Source organism: Zarconia sp. (assembly GCF_057467645.1).
This window is the reverse complement of record NZ_JBRJXU010000080.1, coordinates 59284-84011: the sequence shown is the minus strand read 5'-3', so window position 1 is coordinate 84011 and position 24728 is coordinate 59284. Positions and strand designations below refer to the sequence as shown.

The following is a 24728-nucleotide window of genomic DNA, read 5'->3' as shown; positions in this document are numbered from 1 at the left end:
CACTTTTTGAGCTAGATTTTCCCAACCCGATGATTTTCATTTTATGCTGACAAATTCCCATCATCTCGAAAGATCCGAGTGCCGTTATGGGTCATTAAAAATGCGCGCCGGAAAAATGAAGCATTCCGAGTCTACATCGCCTTTGCCGATTGCGATCGAGTCAGTGATTTCTGCCGTGTTGCACTAGTGTGCAGTCGAAAGATTTTGATAATTTTTGTGGCAAATTTTGGCATGAATTTGCGCCGCTCGATCTCCTGGGTTTTGTTGCCAGCACTGGATAAAAAGTTGAGCGGCTTCTCGAAGCTTTCCCTTATACCGCAAGCATAAGGCTTTTTCAAATCGGGTTTTAGTTTTTCTCTTGCCTTCAAGAACCTCGGGAGGATCGGCATCGAAAACTTCAAAGACTGTCACCCATTCCGATTTTTCATCCAGACGAATACGATCGATAAAGCGAATATTATAGTCAAAGGGATTTTTCAAGGATAAAAATGTATCGCGAGCAATCAAAAAAGAGACGCAGTACTGTTTCGTTAAACTTTCCAAACGAGAGGATAGATTAACGGTATTGCTAATGACAGTACTATCCATCCGAAATTTTCCACCCACAGTTCCGAGGATTAAAGAACCGGTATTGATCCCAATTCCAATACTCAGCTTAGGACGACGATCCGTCTCTCGACTGAGATTATACTGAGCTAGGGTTTTCAGCATCGAAATTCCCGCTTTGACCGCTTCATCCGCACTACCGCTAAATAGCGCCATAATTGCATCGCCTATATATTTATCGATAAAACCATGATGTTCGAGAATGGCCGGTTCCATGCGAGATAAATATGCATTTATGAACCTAAAGTTATCTTCAGGATTCATTTTTTCAGACAAGGTCGTAAAATCGCGAATGTCCGAAAATAAAACGGACATGTCTTGCTGAACCTGGTCTCCTATATGAACATCAACAATGCTATCTTTATCTAGTTTATTTATGAATTGATGAGGGACAAATCGTTCGTAAGCTTTATTGATTTGTTCCAATTCTCGTTCTTTGTCACTGAGTTGCTGAATCAGAATGGCTTGTTTTTTATTTAACGCTTCTAATTCTGCATTAAGTTGAGTAAGTTCAAGATTTTTTTCTGTTAGTTTTTTATCTTTTGAATACGAACTTATTGCTTCTTTGATTGTGAGCTTTAAGTCATCTCTTTGCCAAGGTTTAGCTATATAACGGTATAGCTTTGCATGATTAATTGCCGTTTTTACTGCTTCTAGATCGGCTTGACCTGTTAGCATAACCTTGATAGTTTTTGGAGATATTTCATGGATTCGAACCAATAATTCATCTCCTTTCATTCCCGGCATAATACAATCAGAAATGACTAATGCAAGTTCGTAGTTATCCTCCATTAACTCTTCTAAAACTTCTAATGCTTCTTCGCTATCTTGTGCAATTTCTATCAGGTATTCATCGCCTAATGTAGATTCTAGCTCGATTTTCAAGCTTTCCACAATTGTCACTTCATCATCCACGCATAAAATGGCAGTTTTGCTCATAGGTTAGAGTAGTATTAGGCGATCTCATCTCGAACTTAAATTCGAGAACCTTAAACAGTTGACAAGGCAGAGCGAATGGTATTGATTAGCTCTTCGTTTTTCCACGGTTTTTGCAGATATCGATATAAATTTGCATGAGCTTTAGCTCGCTCTACAGCATCTTCATCGGCTTGTCCCGTGAGCATTACTTTAATAATTTCCGGTCGAATTGCATGAACCTGAATTAAAAATTCATCGCCTTTCATTCCCGGCATTAACCAATCGGAGACAATAATTAGAATTTGAATTTCATCTTCTCCAAACTCTTCAATAATTTCTAGAGCTTCATCGGCACTTTCGGCAAATTCATATAGATAATCATCTCCAAAAGCATCTTGTAATTCAATTTCTAAACTTTTCAAGATGGTGACTTCATCATCGACACAGAGAATGGCCGCTTCAGACATAACTACACTCCTAATTTAAGCGAGTTCGAGGGGAAGAAAGACCGTAAAGGTGGTTTCTCCCGGTCTAGACTCGACTTTAATTGTACCTTGATGCTTCTCAATTATTTTCCGGACGATATCCAAACCTAAACCGCTACCTTCTCCTGGCGGCTTGGTGGTGAAAAATGGCTGAAATATCTTGGGAAGAATCTCTTCTGAAATGCCTTTACCACTATCGGTAATATCCACTCTAATTTTCTCGTCTTGCTGTCGGACATCGATTTTTAGCAACCCTTTATTATCCATTGCCTGCAACGCATTGTGAATTAAGTTCGTCCAAACTTGATTGAGTTCGTCGGGATAACACAAAATCGGTGGCAGGGTGCGATCGAAATTTTCAATCACATCTACACCGTGTTTGAGTTGATTTTGATAGAGAGTGAGAACGGTCTCGATACTCTCGGGAATTTGCGCTTGGGCTTTGGTTCCAGTTTGGTCGTAACGGGCGTAGGTTTTAAGAGCAAAAACGACTTTTGCCGCTCGTTCCGCTGCCGTGGCAATGGTTCGGGTACTGGTTTGGACGTTGGCAAGTTGGTACGCTGTTTTGAGAATAATTTGACTGTCGGGATCTTGCAACAAATCCAGATAATTCTCAAGATTTTCGTACGCGCCAATTCCCACTAATAAATTGGCAATGGAGGTGGCATTCTCGATGGATTTTTCTTTGAGTTCGCTGGTTAAACTGCGCTTTATTTTACGCTGTTCTCGGGTAGAGAGAGAGGTTTCTTGTCTTCTGGATTTTTCGAGTAGCTTCAAGAAGTCCGACTGCCGTTCGGGGGAGAGCTTTCCGAAAAAATCCGGGAGTTGATGCAAGTTCTCCTGCCAGAAGTTGGCAATGTTGCGCACTGAAGAGTTAATCGCCCCCAAGGGTGTATTCACCTCGTGGGCGACCCCAGCCACCAGTTGACCCAAGGCTGCCATTTTTTCCGATTGAATCAGTTCTTGCTGAGTGGCTTGTAGCTGTTGCAGGGTATTGGCGAGTTCGATATTTTTCTGTTTGAGGGCAACTTCTGCTTGCTTTTGTTGAACGACGGTTCCCGATTGGGCGGCGACGGCCCCAATCAACTCTAGCAACCGCTTATCTTCCGTTCGCGATTCGGGAATTAAGAAGAGGAAGATGGCCAGGACGCGAATCGACTCTCCGTCTTCTTCGGGGGAACTGAGAATGGGAACGGCAAATGCACTTTGCTGTCCCCAAATACGGGCGATGGTCGCTCGGAGAAAGATTTCGCTCGATTTGGCGGGTAAGGTGGGAATCCATTCGGGCTGTTTGGTCTGCCAAACCCGTCCCGGCAGGCACTGCCCCAAGGCAAAGGTCATCTGTTGGGTCTGTTGGCGAAACGCCTCCAAGGCGCGGTGACGATCGCCCTCTATATCGGGTCGACCGTACCAAATGGGCAAACATTCGAGCAGGGTTCGATCGGCATTGGGTACCCAAATTTCCCCGTAAGTCCAGCCGGTGGTTTGGCAAACCTGACGCAGGGCCAGTTCCAAGGCCGTTTCAAAATTGGGGGCGGCACTAATGACCGTACTGATATCGAGGAGCAATCGGGCTTCTTCTTCGGCGCGCCGGCGCTCGATCGCCTCTTGGCGCAGTTCTTGGGTGCGCTCTTCGACCCGAGCTTCTAGGGTATGGGAATAGTCTTCGAGTTGGGCGTTGGCGACGGCGAGTTGTCCGTTGGTGGCCTCGAGTTTTTGATTGGCCCTCCTGAGTTGCCATTGGTCGTGGTAGTTGGCGATCCAAATCGCCGAAGCACCCAGTGCTAATAGCGGAGAAGCCACGGGAATCACCCAACCCCCTAAAAAAGCCACATAACTACCCACCACCAGTAGGCTACCGGCAATGGCAATAACGCAGAGGGTTCCGATGAGGAATAAGTTCTTTTTGAAGAGGCGCGTTTGCAGCGCAGACCAACCCCCAGCCGCCCCGACAAAAGACCAGGTGAGGATCCAAACCCAATTCGCCGATCGCCCCCAAGCCCGCAACATGGGGCGAGTACCCTCGGCCGCGCTCAAAATTTGGCTGGCGAGATTGGCGTGGATGACGATTCCGGGCATTGACTTGGCGTTGCCCCAGAGGACGTTATTGTAGGGGGTTTGAAAAATGTCTTTGAGGCTGGGGGTAATCGCACCGATCAGGACGAGTCGATCGCCCATCAGACCCGGAGGGATGCGATCTTCGAGGACATCTTTTAAGGAAATGGTGTCGAAGCGATCGATTTCCCCCCGATAGTTGAGAAGAATTTGAAAGCCACCCGTATCGGCTTTGGGACCGACATAACCGCGATGGGTTGCGAGGACGGGATGAAATTGAGCCTTGCCCAGTTGAAAGATACTTTTTTGCGCGTCGGCAACTTCGAGTTCGATGCCCTGCTGTTTGAGGTAATCTAAAGCTAGCCGAGTCCCCAATCCCTCTAGATTTTCGTCGCCAATGGCCACGACCCCCCGACGCACTTTACCATCGGCATCGGTGACGTTATCGGAGGCGGCTACTCGATCGTCGGCAGCTAAAGCTGGCGGTGGGGCGACAGCATCTCCGGCAATTTTTTGAATGCCGATCAGGTTCGGCGTAGACTCGAAGACTTCGACGAGTCTTTGGTGACCCGGTTCTAAGGGTAAATCGCGATAGATATCCAAACCGATGGCTGCCGGTTGCTGCGCTCGAATCTTATCGAGTAACTGGGCCATCACGCCGTCGGGCATCGGCCACTGACCGATATAGGTGATATCCGCTTCATCGACGGTGACAATTGCAATTCGATCGTCGCGGGGTTCGGTCGGACGCAAGGCAAAAAGTTGGTCGAGGGTCGCCCATTCGAGTAATTGCAAGACTCCCGTTTCTGTCCCGATGGCCACTGAAGTGGCTACAACAGAGGCGACGATCGCAACGGCGCGCCATTTGCCAATTCGTTGTTTGAGTTTTTGCCACATTGCACTGAGTCTGAGAGATTACTTGTATGAAACTTGAAATCTATATCTCGATCGAAAGACTCTTGGGGAGACGACTGCTAACTTTTTGCTAATGAATTATTCGCTCGATTTTAAAGATTTCCGGAAGCTTTCAGGATTTCAGATCATACTATAATGAAATCATATTGACTTTTATATTTACCCCCTCATAACTCCAAAAATAATCATTGATAAATCTTGTGAATGGAAGAAAAATAACTCCTCGATGGAAATCTCACAACACAAAAATCGAAAATCAAATAATCGTTTAATTTTATTTTTTTTAAAATAAACATATTTTTTTTGAATATACATTTTTTTTAACCGAAAAATAGCACTCGTTAAATTTGAAATAACCGATTTAAAGACGCTCTAAATCGTCCTTCTGTCGGGAAGGCTCTAGGCTCAGAACGCGAAAAACATCCTGTGATGAAAAACCTCGAACTCGAGAATGCTGTCGAACATTTTTCGACAATATCCTCCAATTCGAGGAACGATCTCGTTTTCCTTCGAGAAGCGATAGGATACAACCCGAAGCTCTGGTTGGCTCTTCGGGTTGAACTACAGATGACCGATGGGTTGACTTGCCAAAGCGTTCAATCCCACCTGTTCTAATAAGTCGTGCCATTCGCTGTTATAGGTGGCATTCTCTGGCTGAGTGTTTTTCGCCTGAGCGACAACAGAGAGCGTATCGTACCAAATGCCCGATTGAGCCAGTTCGATGGCTGTTTCAATCGGATTGGCCGTGCGATCGATGACTACAGACGATTCCACTCGCTTCACCCAGCCCACAACGCCATAGTTATCTGGTTGCAAAACGCTACCGGATTGAATGGGGGCGAAAAACCAGAGGTAGGTTTTGCCTAATTCCAGTTCCGGCGCATCTTCTGGAAGGGTAACGCTGACGATTCCCCCGTGGCCGGGGAGTTCGAGCATGGTTTGATAATGGTGGTTTCGCCGTTCGTCCTGCAAGCTGAAAAAGACTTGCTGTCCGACAGATGTCGGTGGCACGTACACTAGAATCGTCGGACGAGCGGCTACAGTCCGTCCGTATTTTGTCGTCGGCAGCAACGGAATCACCCGATCGAGTTCGTCACCGCGCACGCCACCACCGGTAGTATCCTCGGGAGAGGCTTCTCCAGGGGCTTGGAAGCCAACGTCACCACGCACGCCACCGCCAGTAGTATCCTCGGGAGAGGCTTCTCCAGGGGCTTGGAAGCCAACGTCACCACGCACGCCACCACCGGTAGTATCCTCGGGAGAGGCTTCTCCAGGGGCTTGGAAGCCAACGTCACCGCGCACGCCACCACCGGTAGTATCCTCGGGAGAGGCTTCTCCAGGGGCTTGGAAAGCTACGTCACCCCGGACTCCACCCCCGGTAGTATCTGTGGGTGCAGAATCACCCGGAGCTTGGAAAGCTACATCACCGCGCACGCCCCCACCGGTAGTATCTGTGGGTGCAGAATCGCCCGGAGCTTGAAATCGCACGCTGCCGCGCACGCCACCCCCCGTGGTATCTGTGGGTGCCGGATCGTCCGGTGGGTTAAATTGGATGCGGGCGATCGCCGAGTTAGAAAAACCGGCAACGATCGCCATCGCGATCGCCCCGGAGATAATACTGGATTTTCGAGATATTAAGTATTTAAATTGAGTTGCCATACAGACCTCCTTTCCTGACGGTTCGAGTATCACCTGATGCACCGATTCTCTCGAAGCAATGGTTATTCCATCGACTCGTCTGCATTCTCCTCATGGGCATTCTCCGGGCTGATATTCCTCTCTTGCGTACTCTCGACAAACCGGTTTTCCGGAGCTAGAGAATCCGGAAGGGAAAATTCGATCTCGTCAAAAATTTGGGTGGTATCCGGTGCGGCTAAGTCCCGTACCGAGCCATCCTCGTTGTTGCCGAGAACGCCACCGAACGAGCGCTCGTCGGGTGTCCCGTTTTCTAGCAACTCGATTTCGATATCGCTCCGAGTGCCACCGGCAACGGTGTCGTCGGGTGCGCCCACATCCTCTGGGGGCTGAAAATCTGCCTCGTTGGTGAGGTCTCCGACGGTATCGGCGGGAATCTCCTCGGGATCGTTAAATTCGATCCCGGCTCGAACGGGGTTCGAGAGGTTCGAGCCGATCGCCATCACAGTCCCTAGAAAAATGGCGATCGTCCCCCGGAAAACGCTTCGATTAAATTGAGTCAAAAACATATGTCTTGAGTTGGTTAAGATTTGCAGGCATCTCAAGAGCTGCACCCACAACTCAACGCACCCGTTACTCCCTCGATTCGTCCGCACGATCCACGGGCGAATTTTCAGGAGCCAAGGCATTGGGCGTGAAGAATTGAACCTCTTCCCACACTTCGGTGGTTTCGGGTGAGGTCAAGTCCAGCGTTGGTAAGTGTTCGCTGTCGCCCAGAATCCCGGCTTCCACAGTACTCGATAACCGGTCTTCGTCACCCCGAACGCCGCCAGCGACCGTTTCATCGGGTGCTGACTCTCCTGGAGTCTGGAACTCAATATCGCCTCGAACGCCGCCACCCACACTTTCGTCGGGTGCGCCGATGTCTTCTGGCAACTGGAAACTCGCCTCATTCGCGATCCCCCCGAGGGTATCCACTGGAATGGGATCGTCGGGATTGTTAAATTCGATCTGCCCTCGGGCCGCGCTGGAGATCCCCGGCGCGATCGTCGCCACGATTGCCACACTCAGGGCGATCGTCATTCGGGATATCGGATTATTCTTCGGCATTATCGACATCATCGGTCACCTCTTGTTGCTTGCATGTTTCAGGTAAATGCTCCAGGTCACCAACCAGCTCGTCAGATGGTGCTTCTTCTAGTGTATGCGCCTCAGAGTTATCGATATCAGGAGTTCCAGGTGTCAGTGCGCTGGAGATTTCCTCTGGGTTGAGGAAACTCAGTTCCACACTTCCATCTTCTTGGGTGGTTGGGTTGAAGGCAAATTCTTCGGGACTTTCAAATTCCATCCCGCAGGCGACATCTGCCCCAGCCACAGCATTGTTATCGTCCGAGTTCCCTCGGGTTCCCCCCCCAATCGAACTGGTGGGGATAGAACTATCGGGTGCTTCAAATTGAACTTGGGCGCGGGCAAATCCCGCAAATCCAACCGTACCGGCTACCGCCCCGAGCAAAAACATCGATCGCAGCCCCTTGAACGTTGCCTGCTTGAATTGAGTCATCATCACAAAGTCTCCCAGTTAAAATTGTTAGCTTGAAATTAATGTTTCAAGATTTAGACATGTCTAGATATCACAACCAGTTCCCCACCAGCACGAAGGGTGCCCAGAAGTAGGGATGGTTATATCGGGGATCTTTTAAAAGCGTCAGTTGCGCTTGGCGAAGGGCTTCCGCCTTGGTGATGGTCGCATTGGGGGCGGTAAGCCGGTTGTAAAATTGGCTCATCAGTTCGGCCGTCGAACGATCGCTGACGGACCACAGAGTCGCCACGGTACTCCTTGCTCCAGATCTTAATGCAAATCCGGCTAAACCGAGCGCGGCGCGCCGATCGCCCGATGCCGTTTGACAGGCACTCAAAACAAGTAATTCAACTGGGTTGGCACCGCTACTTTTGCCTTGGAGAAGGCGATCGAAATCGTTAACCTTGATTTTGTCATCCCAGGTCAACAAAAATGTTTCTTCGGGGTTGGAGCTAAACTGACCGTGAGTTGCCAGGTGAACCACCCCAAAATCTCGGGCTTCGAGTTTCTCCCCGAACGCTTCGCGAGTAAATTCCCCATCGATTAAGACTTGGGAATCTACCTCGGTCGAAATTTGCTCCACTTCAACTTCAACTCCCGGCAGTGCCGAGAAGCCCTGACGAGCTGCCGTTAATCCCGCCGTTAAAGCTTGCAGTTCGCTCCGTTCTAGCTCTTCGGGAAAGAGCTGTAAGCCCGGACTCAGAGCGATACTGTACTTTTCGAGCAAATATCGCTCGCCATCGTAGAGCGCACCCATGGGCAAACTTCTCAAAAACCCATCGAGTACGAAAACAAGGGTATCGATGTCGTAACGGGTTAGTTCGGCCTCGACGGGGCGAATTAACCAGTCGTAAATTTGTCCTGAATACTGGAGCCGCCGATCGCCAGAATATCCTAAATAGAGGGCCGAATACAAGCTCGTGAGGACGCGATCGACCTCCTGGATGGGTTTGGGGGTGCTGTAGTGGCGTAAGGTTCCGTCCGGTAGAGAGAGGATGACCTCAAAGCGATCGCTCAGGATAACCGGGTGCAAAACAGCGGCGTGGGGGTCGATTTGGTCGATTTGCACCGGGCGGGTTTCTAAACAGGCTTCGTTGAAGAAGTTGTCGAGTTCGGCCAGTTGCAGGGCTTCCATCACGTCCCGCGCCTGTTCGAGCTGGTCTTGAGTGGCTTGGGGCTGTAACAGCAAGCTGACGAACTCCCGGTACACCGGTTCGATGCTGTCTTTAAAACCGTACTGCACGTCGGAGGAAATCGCCACCAAGTCCCCTCGCAAGGATTGTAGGGTGTCGAAGGCATTTTTGTAAGCGGCGATCGCCCCTGAGGTGTCTCCTTGTTGTTTGAGGATGCGCCCCAACTGCCAGGACGCTCGGGCACTCAACTCTTGAGCGTTGAGGCGTTGGGCGATTTGCAAGGCTTGCTCGTTGAGCTGTTTGGCCTCTTGCCATTGTTCTCGCCCGGCGTATAGGTTCCCCAATTGTGACAGAGCGTAGGCCCCGGCGCGAGCGTCTCCGATTTGGCGAGCGCCATCAATTGTCGTTGCCAGCAATCGGGCAATCTCCTCTGCTTCGAAATCTGGCAGCTTCGTCAAACTTTCCGCCAGATTCACTTGGGCGTAGAGGGTGGTGCGGCTGGGGGGCAAATCACTCAAAACCGGTCGAACCTGGGGAATCAGGGCGATCGCTTCTTCCCATCGGGCCGCGACCGTTAGCAGGTTCAGTTCGTTGAGTTGGGCTTGGATGCGGGCGATGGGGGTGTTGGCAATGCGTGCCGCTTCTCGATAGTATTCCAGCGCCACGTCGTTTTGCCGCAAGTCGCGGGCGATATTGCCGATGGCGAGCAGCGTTGCCCCTTTTTCACCAGCCTCCCCCAACCGTTCGCTGATGGCCCAACTTTGCTCCAAAATGGCTTTAGCGTCGAGCAAATCCCCCACCGTTTGTAGGGCGCGTCCCAAATTGCGCAAGCCGTCGGCTTTGAGTTGAGAATCCGGTTGCGATTGCAATTGTTCCCCCACCGCTTCGAGAAGGCCTCGGGCACGTCGGTACTGTCCCAGGGCTTGCAGGGCAGTGGCTTGGTTGATTTGGCTGCCGATGGCTCCCGTTTGGTTCCCGGCGCGATCGTACATTTGGCTCGCTTGCATCCAAGTTTCGATCGCCGCTTCCGTTTGTCCCGTTGCCAACTCCAGGCTGCCGCGATTGTTATAGGCTTGGGCGAGAATCGCCGCCCCTCGGGTATCGAGTTCCCCTTGGCTTTGCAAGAGGGCGATGCTTTGCTCGAGGACCTCACCGGCATCGTCCCATTCCCCCAAATCTTGAGACACCAGGCTCAGGTAATTGAGGGCTTGGGCTTGGTTGAAAATATCCCCTTGCCCTTGGAACTGCCGAGCGGCTTGTTGCCATAGCGTGGCGGCTTCCGTCAGCCGTCCCTCGCGATAGAGCTGTTTTCCCCGCCCTAACGACCCCCCCAACGGCTCCAATGTCACCTCGGAGGGTGCAACCCCCAAAAGGACTTCCCCCCTCTCCAAGGGGCTGTTAGGGCGATTGGAGACACTCCCGGATAACTGGGCGATCGCCGGAATTCCTACCGTCACCCAACAGAAGGTGACGACTGCCAGGGCGATCGTGCGTCCGATACCAAGTTTTCCAGAACAGAGTCGGCGCGATCGTCTAAGTCTCCCATCTCGGAAGGCCAACAGCCATCGACGGCGAAGATTGAGTGTTTTTAGGATTTGCTGCCAACGGGACTTTTTCATCAGATTTATGCGGGTCTTTTATTGAACGTTTTGAGAGTTACGGACATCTGGAGGGAATGGGGAATGGGGAAATAATTTATGATTTCGAGATAAAAATTGATTTTATTTTGATGACCAGATGTCTATTGACGCGGCGTGCAACTTTCAGCGCTCGCCATATCGTGAGCGAGCAGACTTATCCCCCTTTTCCCCTTCCCCCTTCCCCCCGTGCTGTCGGGTTTTGGATAAATAAGTTGCACATGGCGTTATTGGTGAGTCGTTATTCTCCTCCTCCCCAAAGAGGGCGTTAGCGTTAGCTATGCCGTAGGCTATAGCATTTGGATTTTTAAGTTTCGTTTTACCCATAATTAATCGCTCAAATGTGCATCCCCACCTCCCCGCGTCTTCCCCAGTTCCCCAGTTCCCCTTTCCAAACTCCGAACCCCCAATTCCGAATTCAAATCGCGACACTCGGGAGACTCCAAAGAGAAATTGGGAGAATGGTGGGCGACGAGTTCGACCTGACCGTCTTCATGGGTGATCCAACCGGTGGTTTCCACCAGTGGGGCGACCGGGGGTTCGACGGCGACAGAAACGGGATCGTTGCTGGTGAAGGTTGCCGAGGTTTCCCCAAAATTTCGCCAGTCTTCCCAGAGAGTTTGCCCGCGAATTATCGACATCGGTTCTTCGGTCAAACCCCCCCGCCCGGTAACGGTAAACTGAGAACCGGCGTAAGCGGCGCAGCTGCTGGTGACAAGAGCGCTCGTGTCGGTGACGCTCGTGGATAAATTCACCAGTCCGGCGGCCGTATCCACATCGGGGGTATTGAGCGCCACCGTACCCGCATCCTGCTGGGTTATTCCCGTGGCGGTGATGTCGCTTTCGGGAGTCGGAAACAATCGAAAGTCCGTCCCGAAAATCCCGATGGCATCTACGGTAATATTCCCACCCCGAGACCCGGTTGAGTTGGCAGAGATGTCGCTATTTTCCAATGCGGCGAGAGTTTCGGTATCGATGGAGATATTTCCCCCCGTGGCGTTACCGGCATTGGTTTCGATGCGGCTGTGTTGTCGCAATTGGATGTCTTGTGCTTGGAGATTGAGGTTGCCACCCAAACCGGAACTCGTGGAAGCGTCGATGCTGCCTTGATTCTCCAGAACCATTTCCCCAGCCCGAAGATTGAGATTGCCCGCACTTCCGGTTCCGAGTGCCAGACCCGTCACCGTTGCCCCATCTCGAACGACCAATCGATCGGCATCTAGATTCAACTCCCCGGCATTCCCGGTGGCATTGGCATTGCTTGAGAAGCCCAGAGTCCCAACAGACACCTCAATCGTACTGGGGATCTGACCGTTTCCCCCACTGCCACCCACTTCAACGCGATTTGCATCAATGGTAATGTTTCTCGCATCTCCATCATTCAAAGATGCAGTCGAGATATTCCCCCCATCAAGTACCGTGAGGATGGGAGTGGAAATGCGGATATTTCCTCCCGACGATGAGTTCAGGGTATTCGCAGTAATCGAACTGGAAGTTCGACCTCCAAAAACGAACTCTTCCGAAATTCCCGCGATTTCCACCGACTCCGATGCCCGAATGGTAATGTCGCCACCTGCTCCTCCGGTATCGGATAGTAGCAAGTTGCCAAGAAGCACACCATTGCCCGAGGTGATTTCCGCTCCTCCAGAGAGGCTCAATCGTTGGGTCTCGATGGTAATGTTTCCCGCATTGCCATTGAGATCCAAGGCGTTCGTACTAATTACCGTGTGAATTACAGCACCGGGCGAGGAGCCGAACAGTTCAACAGACTCCGTGGCCGTGATGGTGATATCTCCCCCATCCCCATTACTGGGGGTAACGCTCGCCAGAACCGCTTCATCATCAAGAATTAACCGTTCGGTCTCAATGATGATATTTCCTCCAGTTCCAGTGCTGTCCCGAGTTGTGCCGTTGTTGATGGAAGAACCGACCAGTTCGACGGTGTTGGCACGAACCGTCAGATTACCAGCATTCCCCTCTCCTGCCGTGGCACTACCCCCGATGGCTCCATTCCCCAGCCGCAGGGTTCCCGTCTCAATGGAAATATTTCCCGCATCTCCCATTCCTGCGGTGCCCGTACTCAAAACGATTTGCTCGTCGAAGGGGTTTAGGGTTCCCGTCGTCAGATAGGTTCCGACAAATCGACGATAGCCCTCAAGTCCGAGTCCGTTGAGTTCTACCCCATCCGTCGTTTGAAAATGGATATCGCCACCTCGACCTTCCCCCAGTGTCAGGGTAGAAATTTGCGACCCTTCCCCAGCCTGTAACTGTCGGGCGCGCACATCGATCCCTCTGCCGTCGAGATTCCCCAGGGTGAGGGCAAAAATTCGCCCATTGCTTAGGGTCACGTTACCCCCAGCAATCTCCACTCGACCGCCCCCCACCCCACTGGTACTCACGAGGCTGCCATCGGATAAGGTGATGTTGCCCGCATTGGCGATATTACTTTCCTCAAAACGCCATCCCAAGAGAGTCGGGGCAAAACTCACCGCACTTTCACCTGCCACGCTACCGAGATAGATTTGTCCGCTACTGGCAGTTAAATTGCCTCCCGCGAGCTGAATCTCTCCACCCATCAAAGCTAAAGTCTGTCCGGGACGAACTTCGAGTCCCACCTGGGCAAAATTGAGATTGGGCGGCAGGGGAAAGGGGAGTTCGGGGACGGGGGAGTTGAAAGCTGATGGAGATCTCGATCGATTGGTGATACTGCCGGGGTTTTCCCCAAACTGCAAGCCGATGGGAACGTTAATACTTAATAACGGCGATGCATTGGATTCCCTGGCACTGTAAAAACTGCCATCGTCAAACATCAAACTCTCTGCCGTACTGCCGAAAAACGAACCGCCAATATCGAGTTGCGCGTTTTCCCCAAACGCAATTCCGGCTGGGTTAATTAAAAACAGATTCGCCGTGCCGTTGGCGCGAATTAACCCATCAATGTTGGATAAATTCCCGCCAGTCACCCGAGTAATAATGTTGTCGATGGCGAGGGCATTGTCGAAATAAGCGGTTCCAACCGTCGAAACGTTAAATTCCTCGAAACTGTGGAAGAGATTGCCGCCTGCTTCCGTACCGCCAGAAATCCGTTGCAGGGTATCTTCGATAGTGACGGTGGAGTTGTTGGGTAGAGTGCTGTCGGGAACGATTTGGGCTGTGGCGTTTGCACAGAACCCCACTAGGGAAGCTAGCAGAGAAACTGGCAATAATGCGTTGCCAATCTCAAGTGGTGTTGACTGATGAATGCAAAGGAGAAGGTTCATAAAGTGGGTCAAGTTCAGAGAAATTAACCGATCGAAGGAAGTTGATAAATTTATTTTGTGGGTTCGTGTCGAACGTGAAGTTCGATCGTGAATCCGAAGATGGAATCGCAATTGATTTCATCGACACGACGATCGCCCAAACATTGGTTCCGATGAATTCGATCGATCGCTTACACCACTGAACACCGTCCCAAGCATCAATTCAAACTAGAAATCGAGAAAATACTGACTTGAATTTTTTGAGTGAAGCGGTAGATGCAAGATCGAGCGGAAGCTGTTGAAGGTATACCAACTTCTTCACCTGAGTGTCATCAGCAATATTACGTAAATCGTCCAATCCCATGGCACGATCGAACGGGCTTAGAACCCGTCGCTTTTCTGTTGTGGTTCCGAGCCTTTTTCAGGGTGAATTTCGTCGATTGAATCCAAAAAAATTGGGTGATTCCTGAAAAAAATACCAGATTTATTCAATAAAAACTCAATAAAAACGAGGAAATAATTTTGACGATCGTGCTGCGATGGTAACCGTCAAAACTATAGCAGTTGCCATATCGGTTAGGTCACAATTGACTGTGGGCGATCGGGGGACTCGACCAAATTACACAATTGTCCGGTGTTGTCCGCGCCCGCCCTGGCAGTTGCGATCGCAACTCGCCCGACGCAGAGGCGACCGTTCGAGGCCAACTCAAAACTCGATCGAGCCACGGGCGAGAGTACCTTAAAGCGCACCTTGCGATCTCAAGGTATATTGAATGGCTTCGATACGTCGCTTTTGGTCGTGTTTGAGCTTGGCCCAACTGTTGCCAAAACCTGCAGCTTCCAAACTTCGGGTTTCGGGATTGACGTAACTGTACATTCTGGCGTTCAGCAGCGCATCAAGTCCATCGAGACCGTTCTCTCTGGCTTTCTTCAAGTTCTCCGGGAAATCATACCCCGCTTCGGGAGATTGATTGAGTAAATCGGCTGCCACGACGATATCCAAGATAGAAAGTTCGACCCCGCGCTCGCGCGCTTTACGCTTCACTTGCGTCATCTGTCTTTTCAAGCGGGCTAGCTGTCGCACATCTGCTTGTCTGGCATTTTTAGCCCCGTGCTGGTAGCTGAAGGTTCCCAAATTCAACGCACCGTTACCGGGGTCGAGATGCCCTGCGTATCGTTTGGTGGTTCCCCCATCTGAGGTGCGAGTCCCTTCGGCAACGCCAATGGCAACGGAACCGGCAGAGTCTGGGGAGGCAAATAGTTTCAGCCAACTATCGTCAGACTCATTTGTCTCGGAGTAAAACAATGCTGGAGACAAAGCTCGATCGAGTTGACTCTCATTTTCGAGACCCACCCACTGACTCCAATTTCTCAGATCGATGGAGATTTCTCCATTGTTGCGATTCGATCTCGAGCGGGAGGTTCCCCCGAGGGCGGCTGACGTATAAAAATGCTCTGCCATCCCGGCGATCGCCCAGCGAGAAGCCGCTTCCCAATCTCTTTCCGATGTAAATTCGTGCAGCAAGCTGCGATCGGTTTTTCGCGTTGAAGCTCTCGCTTCGACTGGAGAAGTCGCTCGTTCGTGAGGTTTTCGCTCAACTCGGGAGGACAAATTCTGTGCCTCTCCACCCAGCCATTGAGTCAATGCTGCCAAAATGGCAATAATGGCCGTGGGAATCACAATCTTTGAAATCTGATTTGAAACAAACATCAAAACCCAGTACCCATACACCCTATTCCTTTCAATCCAAACGTTATTTTATTTCAGCGTGGAAGTCAAATTTTTAGCGATCCTCAGTTGTTTGAACGGATTGAAAATTGATAATTCATACTTATGAGAATCTTGGCATTTTTGACGAAAAAAACGATACTTGCTAATATTCTCCACGTCTCGATCGACTTTTATCTGCTCGCGATCGATATCGGTCTCAAAGCATTATCAATTTCGGCTTCCAAAAAGATTTGGATTGCCGTACGAGAAGCCAAACTCAAATAATCCTAGAAGATATGTACAGTATTGAAAGAAAATTGTCAATAGAATATAGATTTAAATTTTAAAAGCTCCGAGCCGGTCACCCACCCGAAAAAATCCGATACCGCATTTTTTGAACTGAGTTGAAACTCAAATAGGACACTTTCACAACTGGTTTAAGAAGAGGTGCTCTCGGGCGGATCGGGGAGAAGGATTCGCGGATTGGCAATCGACTCCGATCTTGCCAGAGTCAGAACCGCCAAAATTGGAACAAAATATTAAGTATTCGCCGATCGCCCCTTGGTTCTGTGCTGCGGAATGTAATCCTAATGCCCATGAGTGACCGATTCAGCTGATGCGCTATCGATCGAGGGGTGTGGGGTGTAGGAGGAATGGAATCTCATCGAACTGCCTCCGTTGACCAATTTTCCACAATCTGGAGAGATCCCGTTCCATACATGAGGCGAATCCACATTACCGCCCCACCTCGGGACAATCCTTAACCCGAACTGGCGTTGGCCGAGCCAAAAGATCGCACACCGCGTGAGTACGGATTCGGGATCGGTTGAAATGGCGACAAAATTTTCCAAAATGTTAAGAACTCAATTGCATTGAGGGATCCGGCTTGACCTATAATCTTAAATACGATTCACTTAAAGCTTGACTTTAATTCCCAAGAGGTTCCCAGCCGTGCAACTGCAAAGAGTGGCGGCAAAGCGTGCAACCGGCGCATTTGCCCTGATCGATAGTTTAAAGCGTCACGGTGTCCGGCATATTTTTGGCTATCCCGGCGGCGCAATACTTCCCATCTACGACGAATTGTATCGGGCAGAAGCTCGGGGCGACCTCCAGCACATTCTCGTCCGCCACGAACAGGGAGCCTCTCATGCTGCTGACGGCTACGCTCGCGCCACGGGTCAGGTGGGTGTGTGCTTCGGAACCTCGGGACCCGGAGCGACGAATTTAGTCACCGGAATTGCCACGGCGCACATGGATTCGATTCCGATGGTGGTGGTCACCGGGCAAGTTCCGCGCCCGGCAATTGGGACTGATGCGTTTCAGGAAACCGATATTTTCGGCATTACCCTGCCCATCGTCAAACACTCTTACGTCGTCCGCGAGCCCGAAGATATGGCGCAAATCGTCGCCCGCGCCTTTCATTTGGCGGCAACGGGACGACCGGGACCGGTGCTGATCGACGTGCCCAAAGATGTGGGACTCGAAGAATTCGACTACATCCCCGTGGAACCTGGGGATATCGAGATGCCGGGATATCGTCCGACGGTGAAGGGCAACCCCCGCCAAATCGATCTGGCCATCGAGCTATTGACCCAAGCGCGGCAACCGTTGATGTACGTTGGGGGTGGGGCGATCGCTGCGAACGCCCACGATCGGATTCGAGAACTGGCCGAATACTTCCAAATCCCCGTCACCACCACCTTGATGGGAAAAGGATCCTTCGATGAAAATCACCCCCTATCGGTGGGCATGCTGGGGATGCACGGCACGGCCTATGCCAACTTTGCCGTGAGCGAGTGCGATTTGCTCGTGGCCATCGGCGCGCGATTCGACGATCGAGTCACCGGAAAACTGGATGAATTTGCGGCCCGCGCCAAGGCGATCCACATCGATATCGATCCGGCGGAGGTGGGCAAAAACCGCGCCCCGGACGTGCCGATCGTGGGTGATGTGAACCAGGTGCTCGGGCAACTGTTGCACCGCCTCAAGGAAACAACCGTTCCCACCGACGAAGAGAATACGGAAGCGTGGCGACATCGGATCGATCGCTGGCGGGAAGATTACCCCCTCGTCGTACCCCAACCCGAGGATAGTATTTCGCCCCAAGAGGCGATCGTGGAACTCGCCCGTCAAGCCCCCGATGCCTTCTACACCACCGATGTGGGTCAACACCAAATGTGGGCGGCTCAGTTTCTGCGCAACGGTCCGAGGCAGTGGATTTCCAGCGCCGGTTTGGGAACCATGGGGTATGGTTTACCCGCCGCGTTGGGGGTGAAAGTGGCACTGCCCGATTGCCAAACCATCTGTATCAGCGGTGATGGTAGTTTCCAAATGAACTTGCAAGAGTTGGGAACCCTCGCCCAGTTCGGTATTAATGTCAAAACCGTTATTCTCAACAACGGCTGGCAGGGAATGGTTCGCCAGTGGCAGGAAGCCTTCTACGGCGAGCGCTATTCCTCCTCAAATATGGAAGTGGGAATGCCCGATATCGAGTTGCTGTGTAAATCCTACGGACTCGAAGGCATGAAAGTCACCCGTCGGGAAGACCTGAAAGAGGCGATCGCTACCATGCTCGCAACCGATAAGCCGATGGTGCTCGATATCCAAGTCACCCGCAACGAAAACTGCTATCCGATGGTGGCACCGGGTAAGAGTAACGCTCAGATGATCGGTTTGCCCGATCGCAAAACCCTCGAAAAAGCCACCGAACTGGTCTACTGTCCCAATTGCGGGGCCAAAAATCCCGCCACTCACACCTTCTGTCCCGAGTGCGGTACGAAACTCTAACGGTTTAAGAGGGTCGGGGAGGTTTCGGGGACCTGGGGAGCTAAATTTTCCCATTTCTCCCGATGCTCCCGTTTCCCCCAATTCTTCCATTTCCACCTCTGGAGCGTCCCCCAACGGGGTAATATATCGATCGGACGAACCCATAGATATCATGCTCAAAAAAATTTCGGCGCTACTCCTGGTTTTGGTAACACTCACCCTCACCAGTTGTGCCAACTTACCCACCAGCGGACTCAAAAGCTTTGTAGACAGCTACGACGGCTATGAATTCCTCTATCCGAACGGTTGGGTGGAAATTGACACCCGAAATATCAAGCCGGATGTGGCGTTTCGCGATTTAATCGAGCGCACCGAAAACGTCAGCGTGATTATCAGTCCCATTCCCGAGGAATCTCAGCAAACCCTTGCCGACCTGGGTACGCCAACAGAAGTTGGATACGCCTTATCGAAAAACGCGATCGCCCCGCCTGATTCCAACCGTACCGCCGAACTCGTCAGCGCCGAGCAATACGAGTATAAAGATAAAACCTACTATACCCTCGAATACAGCGTTCATTTAGCCGATCGAGATCGACACAATCTCGCCAGCGTCTCCGTCAGCCGGGGTCAACTCTTTACCTTTAATATCTCCACCACCGAACAACGCTGGGAGAAAACCAAAGACAAACTTCAAACCGTGGTCAACTCTTTCCACGTCTATTAATCGGGTGCAACAGAGTGCGTCGGCATCGACTCCTTTGAGCGAGAGCCGGCGACCCATCGAGAGGAATTCTCGCTTCTACCTGGTAACTGTCTGGTAACTTTAGCCCCTGAGTGCCGATGAGCGTACCCGTGTTAATTCTCGCCTCTGCTTCTCCCGCTCGCCGCCAACTACTGCAAAGTGCAGGCATTGAGCCGATCGTGTGTCCGAGCGATTTAGACGAATCCCAAGTGCAGCTCACCAATGCAGTGGCCCTCGTCCAAACTCTGGCACAACTTAAAGCTGAAAGCATTGCCGAACGGGTGCGACAGGGCAGCTTTTCATCGAGGGCGACCGATATTCGCCCATCCGATGAATCGATGTTGATTCTCGCCTGCGATTCGGTGTTGCAAGTGGGATCGGAAATTATGGGCAAACCCAAGAACGACGCCGAGGCGATCGCCCGGTGGCGCACCATGAGCGGTCAGTTCGGCGATCTCTATACCGGTCACGCTCTCATCGACACCGTGCAAAATATTACCTTGGTGAATGCCCAGGTCACTCGGGTGTATTTTGCCCAAGTCAGCGATGCCCAAATCGAAAGCTATGTCGCCACGGGGGAACCCCTCCGCTGTGCGGGTTGCTTTGCCATCGACGGTAAAGGCGGCTTATTTATCGAAAAAATAGAGGGTTGCCACACGAACGTCATTGGCTTGAGTTTGCCCCTTTTTCGTCGGATGTTGGGGGATTTGGGATACGACCCCAGCGAGTTTTGGACGAATTAGACTTCTAGTTTGTTCGATCTTCGAAATCTGATGGCAAGAGACTCCCCAGTCCAGCGATGGGGGAATGAGCAGAAGAACACTTGCCCAGTATTTGTTATCAATTGTCCATTGTCCATTGACGGTCCCGTGTGACACATTGACGGTCCCGTGTGACAGTCGATCGAAATGTCTCAGGCTCGAAATCGCCCAGAATGGGAACGATTAGAATCGGAGTAGCGTCTAAAATATCTAGGCTTGTCCGATCCTCAGATTTTGCTCATGACTCAATCGATTCCTTTTTCTTGGTCAACAGTTGAGACCCCCGTCTCTCAAACTGCTCTGTCCCCAGAAAAACTGTCTAATTACGACTTGGTTTTACGGTGTCAAGACGGACGAACCCCCGAACGTGCGGCGTTTACAGAGCTGTTGCGTCGGTATCAGTCCTACGTCGAGAAGGTTTTGTACCATCTCGCTCCTGATTGGCAAGATCGAACCGATCTGGCTCAAGAAGTTTGGATTCGGGTTTATCGCAATATCAAAAAGCTTCACGAACCCGTCAAGTTTAAAGGTTGGCTCAGTCGAATTGCTACCAACCTCTTCTACGACGAACTGCGCAAGCGCAAGCGAGTCCGTCCTCCTCTCTCTCTAGACGCTTCATATACCCTCGAAGATGGGGAACGAGAGTGGGAGATTGCAGCGGACAAACCCGGTCCCCAAGAAGAACTGGCAACTCGCGAGTTTTACGATCGCCTCCGAGGTGCGATCGCCGAACTGCCTGAAGTCTTCCGCACGACGATCGTCCTTCGGGAAATCGAAGGTATGGCTTATGAAGAGATTGCTGAAATTACTCAGGTCTCTTTGGGAACGGTTAAATCGAGAATCGCCCGCGCGCGCTATCGTCTCCAAGTACAATTACAAGGCTATTTAGAAGAATAACATCTCAATTTTTTTATGAGTTGTGGGTTCTAGGAGAACTTTTTACCGATTGAATCGGTCTATAAATCTACCAACACCAAATTGCGACTTTCATACCGTTTAATGCTAAAACGTTTAAGGAAACCCCTTAAACTCTGCCCTCAGATGACAGAACCTTCGGGCAATTCCCAAGGAACGAGAAGTTCGCCGAAATGCAATTTGGTTTAGACCCGTACTTTTCGGGTGCTTTCCCTAGTCTCACACCATCAGCGATCTCTGAAAAATGACCTCTCAATTTCATAACTTTTTCAACTCCAACTCATCTTCTGCTCATAAGCTCGATCGTGACGAATCCCAGTTTGAAGACGATTTCTTATTCTCAGAAGATCTAGACGAAGAAACCGAAGAGCGTTTCGTTCTCATTAGTACTTATCTCGACGGTGAAGCCAACTCGCAAGAATGCCGCCAAGTGGAAGCATTGCTCGCGAGCGATCCGAAAATGCGGCAGTTGTACGATCGAATGCTGACATTGCGTCAAGGTCTGCGCGCCTTACCCGTTCCGGAAACCGATCGCCCTGCCGAACCGACGGTCGATCGCGTTTTTGCCCAAATCGATCGCCAAACCCAGCGACAATGGCGATGGGGTGGCGGTGCGGTGGCTGCTCTTTTCCTCGCCGTCGTGTCGGGATTTGCATTTTCCACCCAATCCTACAATACTCAACTCGCACAAGTTTCCATCGAGCCGACAAATACTCAGGCGACGATTTCGCCCGATGGAATGGATGCTCAAACCCCAGGTGCCTCATTAGTCGATTCGGAATCTCCTTTACTATCCAAAGCTTTATTCGTGGAATAGTGAGATGCCTAGGTTGTTCGAGGGTCTGGGAATTGTGGTTTCAGGGTCTCGTTGGAGGGAGTATTTTCCGATTTTTTAACGGTATTCTAGTATTGTGAGCTCGTCAATTGCTCTAGGAAATCGAAATATTGACCGCTACGCGATCGATTTCTCTGGAGTCAAAAATTGAATTGACTTTAACGCAAAAATCTAAGTTTTTGGGCGATAAAAGTTAGCGCTCAGCGATCGGCTTATTCATCAGCAAATACGAATTATATCGCGGTGCCCGGTCATTTGTTCGATCTTTGTCGCTTGTTGTTATAGCTGATAGCTGATAGCTAAATATTTGCAAGCCAAGGCTTTTCTTTGATAAACTCATGCCGAACCGTGACTCAGAATAGAATAGGTTGGGCGGGATCGTTATCTGGTTTTCCAATAAAACACGATACAGCAGTTCTCAAGTCAGTCCGATACGAGCTTGAATCTCAAGTCCCCCTTTTGAAAGTGAAATTAGGGGGATTGTCTTTACCTCGTTTATTCAACCAACACTATATAACTTTTTGCTTTTACAATCAATTTCAAGCGAGATCGATAATTTTGGATGACTGAAATATTGCTCAATAAAACCGCAAATTTGCGATCGATCGCAAAGTTTAGATCGACCTGGAACTATCTTTAAAAACCGTCGTCAAACCTCTTGTTACAGACCAAAAATTATCACCTCGATCGAACTCGTTTAATTCCAAAGGTTCCAAAAATAAATCGTTTGGAAATATAAACAAAAAGTAAATTTTGCGATCCTCGATCGAGTAGAACTCGCTAAAGTCAAACTCTCGCTCTATTTTGAATCACTCCAAATCCGATAAATCGAATGGGTTGCCAAAAATTGGGGATGACAACCCACTCAATCAATCGCTGGTATTGGCTCGCCAACTAATTCAATCGCTGACTTAATCTTAGAGCGATCGAGAAGACTCGAACCAGACAGTTAATCCAAACTCGGGCTGTATATCCAAACAATAAGGATTCCGTTATGGAAGACGAAATGATGCAGATCCCTCCGACGGACACCTCCTCGGACGACATTGCCGCCCAGAATATGGCAACCGATGACGACTCCGGAAGCGACCCCAACAATACCATTATTGGCATTTCCACCGGAGAGTTTTTCCAACCCGCCGACATCACCGCCGACTCCGTTATTGAGATTACCAGCGTCAACGGAGATACCAATAATCGCTTTGAATGGGGAACCGCTGTTGAAGATAGCTTTACCAGCCTGCTTCAATTTGATGGTGGCGACTTCTTCGGTGCAAAACCCGAACAACCCTTCAAACTCGGTCAAATTTTTTATCGTAACGGCACGATTGTCAGCGATACCGGATTTGATGGCGAATTTGCCTTCAGCGTCGAGTTAGATATCGATGGCGTCGAGGACGATCCCGATCCGTTCGTTTACTTGTTCGACATTCTCAACACCGAAAATACCACCGGCGATCCGGTGCAGGATGCCGACATCCTTCGTTTTTCCAGCAGCGGTCTGACCCCACAAACCTTTGAACTCGATGGCGATACCTTCACCCTGGAATTGCTCGGCTTTTCCCAGGATGGCGGACAAACCTTTGCCAATGGGTTCGATTCCCCCGAGGAAGGATTTGATATCGCCAATTTATACGGCCGCCTGATTCAAGTCTCCGATGGAGATGATGATGACGACGACGATGGTGGCGGTGGTTCTGGCAGTGGTTCTGGAGGCAGTTCGGTTTCCTTCAGCTTCTATTCTTCCCTCTCCGTGACGACGGTAACGTCCATCCAAGTCGCCGGTGGTGTTTTTATTGGCGGTACGAACGGTGCGGTTGCCGGTTCGGCCATTATCGACGACGGGACGCAACTCGGCATTGTCTGGAGTACCCTCGCTTCCGCATCTCGCAGCTTTACGAGTTCTTCCACCTTTGAACTGACAACCACGAGTTCGACGACGGTAAGCTTATCGGCACTGGGAATCTCTGCCGCGATTTTCTCCGATGGGGACGATACGGTGGAAGGATCGGTAACCAACGATGCCATTAGCTGTGGCGATGGGAATGACATGGTGGATGCCGATAGCGGTAACGACGTGGTTCTCTGCGGCAATGGCGATGATATAGTTTCGGGAGGCGTTGGCATCGACATAGTCAATGGAAATCAAGGAAACGACATGATTATGGGAGAAGATGGCGACGATCTTCTTCACGGTGGTAAAGGCAACGACCACGTCATGGGTGGCGACGGCGACGATGCCTTATTTGGCGATATTGGTGTGGATGTAATTACAGGTGGAGGCGGTCGCGATACATTTGTTTTGAATGTTGATGTTGATACAACGGTGATGGCATCCTTCAGCACGGATTTCATTGTGGACTTCCAGTTTGGGGAAGATCGAATCGCCCTGGCGAAGGAAACGCTCGTCACCTTTGAAGTCAAGGATTTCAATGCCGACGGTACCGATGACGTGGGAATTCAGCTCGAGGGTAGCGGGTTATTGGTTGGGGTTGTCCTCAATACAACCAACGTTGCGGAGGTTCAGCAGTCAATGTTTGTGGCACCCGAAGGTGATTTTGCTTTTAACTAGCACCAGATTTGGATAACCTGAGAATCCAATCTTACTCTAACGAAAGATTTGGTGGGCAGTTGGGCAAGGAGATCGAGTGAAATCCAACCCAAAACACTGCCCACCCTATTGCTGTGACTTCAGCCAGTGAATTCTTCAATGGCAGCGAACGAATTGCGATCGTTAAGAATGTGACAGATTTAAATCTCAACGATCCGAATCTCTTTAGTTTTGTTTTAATTTGT

18 protein-coding genes are annotated in these 24728 nt (G+C 50.6%); 7 read left to right on the top strand and 11 right to left on the bottom strand.

Features of this window, described 5'->3' with window-relative positions:
- Positions 1-183: 183 nt before the first annotated feature.
- The 11 genes from AC2215_RS12150 to AC2215_RS12100 all read right to left on the bottom strand — a co-directional run bounded on the left by AC2215_RS12150 (position 184) and on the right by AC2215_RS12100 (position 15913).
- On the bottom strand, positions 184-1545 hold the full coding sequence (locus AC2215_RS12150) for an adenylate/guanylate cyclase domain-containing protein (RefSeq protein ID WP_486810266.1): 1362 nt from the start codon (positions 1543-1545) through the stop codon (positions 184-186).
- A gap of 50 nt (positions 1546-1595) precedes the next feature.
- Entirely contained in the window at positions 1596-1991 is a 396-nt protein-coding gene (locus tag AC2215_RS12145; protein WP_486810265.1) for a response regulator, read from the bottom strand.
- A gap of 15 nt (positions 1992-2006) precedes the next feature.
- Positions 2007-4961, bottom strand: a complete 2955-nt coding sequence (locus tag AC2215_RS12140) for a CHASE2 domain-containing protein (protein ID WP_486810264.1) — start codon at positions 4959-4961, stop codon at positions 2007-2009.
- A 579-nt stretch (positions 4962-5540) separates the two neighbouring features.
- Complete coding sequence (locus AC2215_RS12135; RefSeq protein WP_486810263.1) at positions 5541-6638, bottom strand: DUF928 domain-containing protein; 1098 nt, start codon at positions 6636-6638, stop codon at positions 5541-5543.
- Between the two features lie 62 nt (positions 6639-6700).
- Positions 6701-7183 (bottom strand): hypothetical protein, encoded by a 483-nt coding sequence (locus AC2215_RS12130; RefSeq protein WP_486810262.1) that lies wholly within the window; start codon positions 7181-7183, stop codon positions 6701-6703.
- Between the two features lie 64 nt (positions 7184-7247).
- Entirely contained in the window at positions 7248-7736 is a 489-nt protein-coding gene (locus AC2215_RS12125) for a hypothetical protein (RefSeq protein WP_486810261.1), read from the bottom strand.
- Positions 7711-8178 carry a hypothetical protein gene (locus AC2215_RS12120; RefSeq protein WP_486810260.1) on the bottom strand — a complete coding sequence of 156 codons (468 nt, stop codon included), beginning with the start codon at positions 8176-8178 and terminating at the stop codon, positions 7711-7713. The genes AC2215_RS12125 and AC2215_RS12120 overlap by 26 nt, the downstream gene beginning before the upstream one ends.
- A 67-nt stretch (positions 8179-8245) precedes the next feature.
- On the bottom strand, positions 8246-10945 hold the full coding sequence (locus AC2215_RS12115) for a CHAT domain-containing protein (RefSeq protein WP_486810259.1): 2700 nt from the start codon (positions 10943-10945) through the stop codon (positions 8246-8248).
- A gap of 347 nt (positions 10946-11292) precedes the next feature.
- Complete coding sequence (locus AC2215_RS12110) at positions 11293-14166, bottom strand: two-partner secretion domain-containing protein (protein WP_486810258.1); 2874 nt, start codon at positions 14164-14166, stop codon at positions 11293-11295.
- Positions 14167-14778: 612 nt separating this feature from the next.
- Positions 14779-14952: a hypothetical protein gene (locus AC2215_RS12105; RefSeq protein WP_486810257.1), complete on the bottom strand. Its 174-nt coding sequence runs from the start codon at positions 14950-14952 to the stop codon at positions 14779-14781.
- A complete protein-coding gene (locus tag AC2215_RS12100) occupies positions 14942-15913 on the bottom strand; it encodes a hypothetical protein (RefSeq protein WP_486810256.1) in 972 nt (323 codons plus the stop codon). The genes AC2215_RS12105 and AC2215_RS12100 overlap by 11 nt, the downstream gene beginning before the upstream one ends.
- A gap of 123 nt (positions 15914-16036) precedes the next feature.
- Between AC2215_RS12100 and AC2215_RS12095 the strand changes: the two genes are divergently transcribed.
- The 7 genes from AC2215_RS12095 (at position 16037) to AC2215_RS12065 (ending at position 24504) form a co-directional block, all read left to right on the top strand.
- Positions 16037-16198: a hypothetical protein gene (locus AC2215_RS12095; protein WP_486810255.1), complete on the top strand. Its 162-nt coding sequence runs from the start codon at positions 16037-16039 to the stop codon at positions 16196-16198.
- A gap of 666 nt (positions 16199-16864) precedes the next feature.
- On the top strand, positions 16865-18700 hold the full coding sequence (gene ilvB / locus AC2215_RS12090) for a biosynthetic-type acetolactate synthase large subunit (RefSeq protein ID WP_486810254.1): 1836 nt from the start codon (positions 16865-16867) through the stop codon (positions 18698-18700).
- A 151-nt stretch (positions 18701-18851) separates the two neighbouring features.
- Positions 18852-19403 carry a photosystem II reaction center PsbP gene (gene psbP / locus AC2215_RS12085; RefSeq protein ID WP_486810253.1) on the top strand — a complete coding sequence of 184 codons (552 nt, stop codon included), beginning with the start codon at positions 18852-18854 and terminating at the stop codon, positions 19401-19403.
- Positions 19404-19519: 116 nt separating this feature from the next.
- On the top strand, positions 19520-20164 hold the full coding sequence (locus AC2215_RS12080; RefSeq protein WP_486810252.1) for a Maf family protein: 645 nt from the start codon (positions 19520-19522) through the stop codon (positions 20162-20164).
- A 258-nt stretch (positions 20165-20422) separates the two neighbouring features.
- Entirely contained in the window at positions 20423-21079 is a 657-nt protein-coding gene (locus AC2215_RS12075; protein ID WP_486810251.1) for a sigma-70 family RNA polymerase sigma factor, read from the top strand.
- A gap of 262 nt (positions 21080-21341) precedes the next feature.
- On the top strand, positions 21342-21914 hold the full coding sequence (locus tag AC2215_RS12070) for an anti-sigma factor family protein (RefSeq protein ID WP_486810250.1): 573 nt from the start codon (positions 21342-21344) through the stop codon (positions 21912-21914).
- 1024 nt (positions 21915-22938) lie between these two features.
- On the top strand, positions 22939-24504 hold the full coding sequence (locus tag AC2215_RS12065) for a choice-of-anchor K domain-containing protein (RefSeq protein WP_486810249.1): 1566 nt from the start codon (positions 22939-22941) through the stop codon (positions 24502-24504).
- Positions 24505-24728 lie beyond the last annotated feature (224 nt).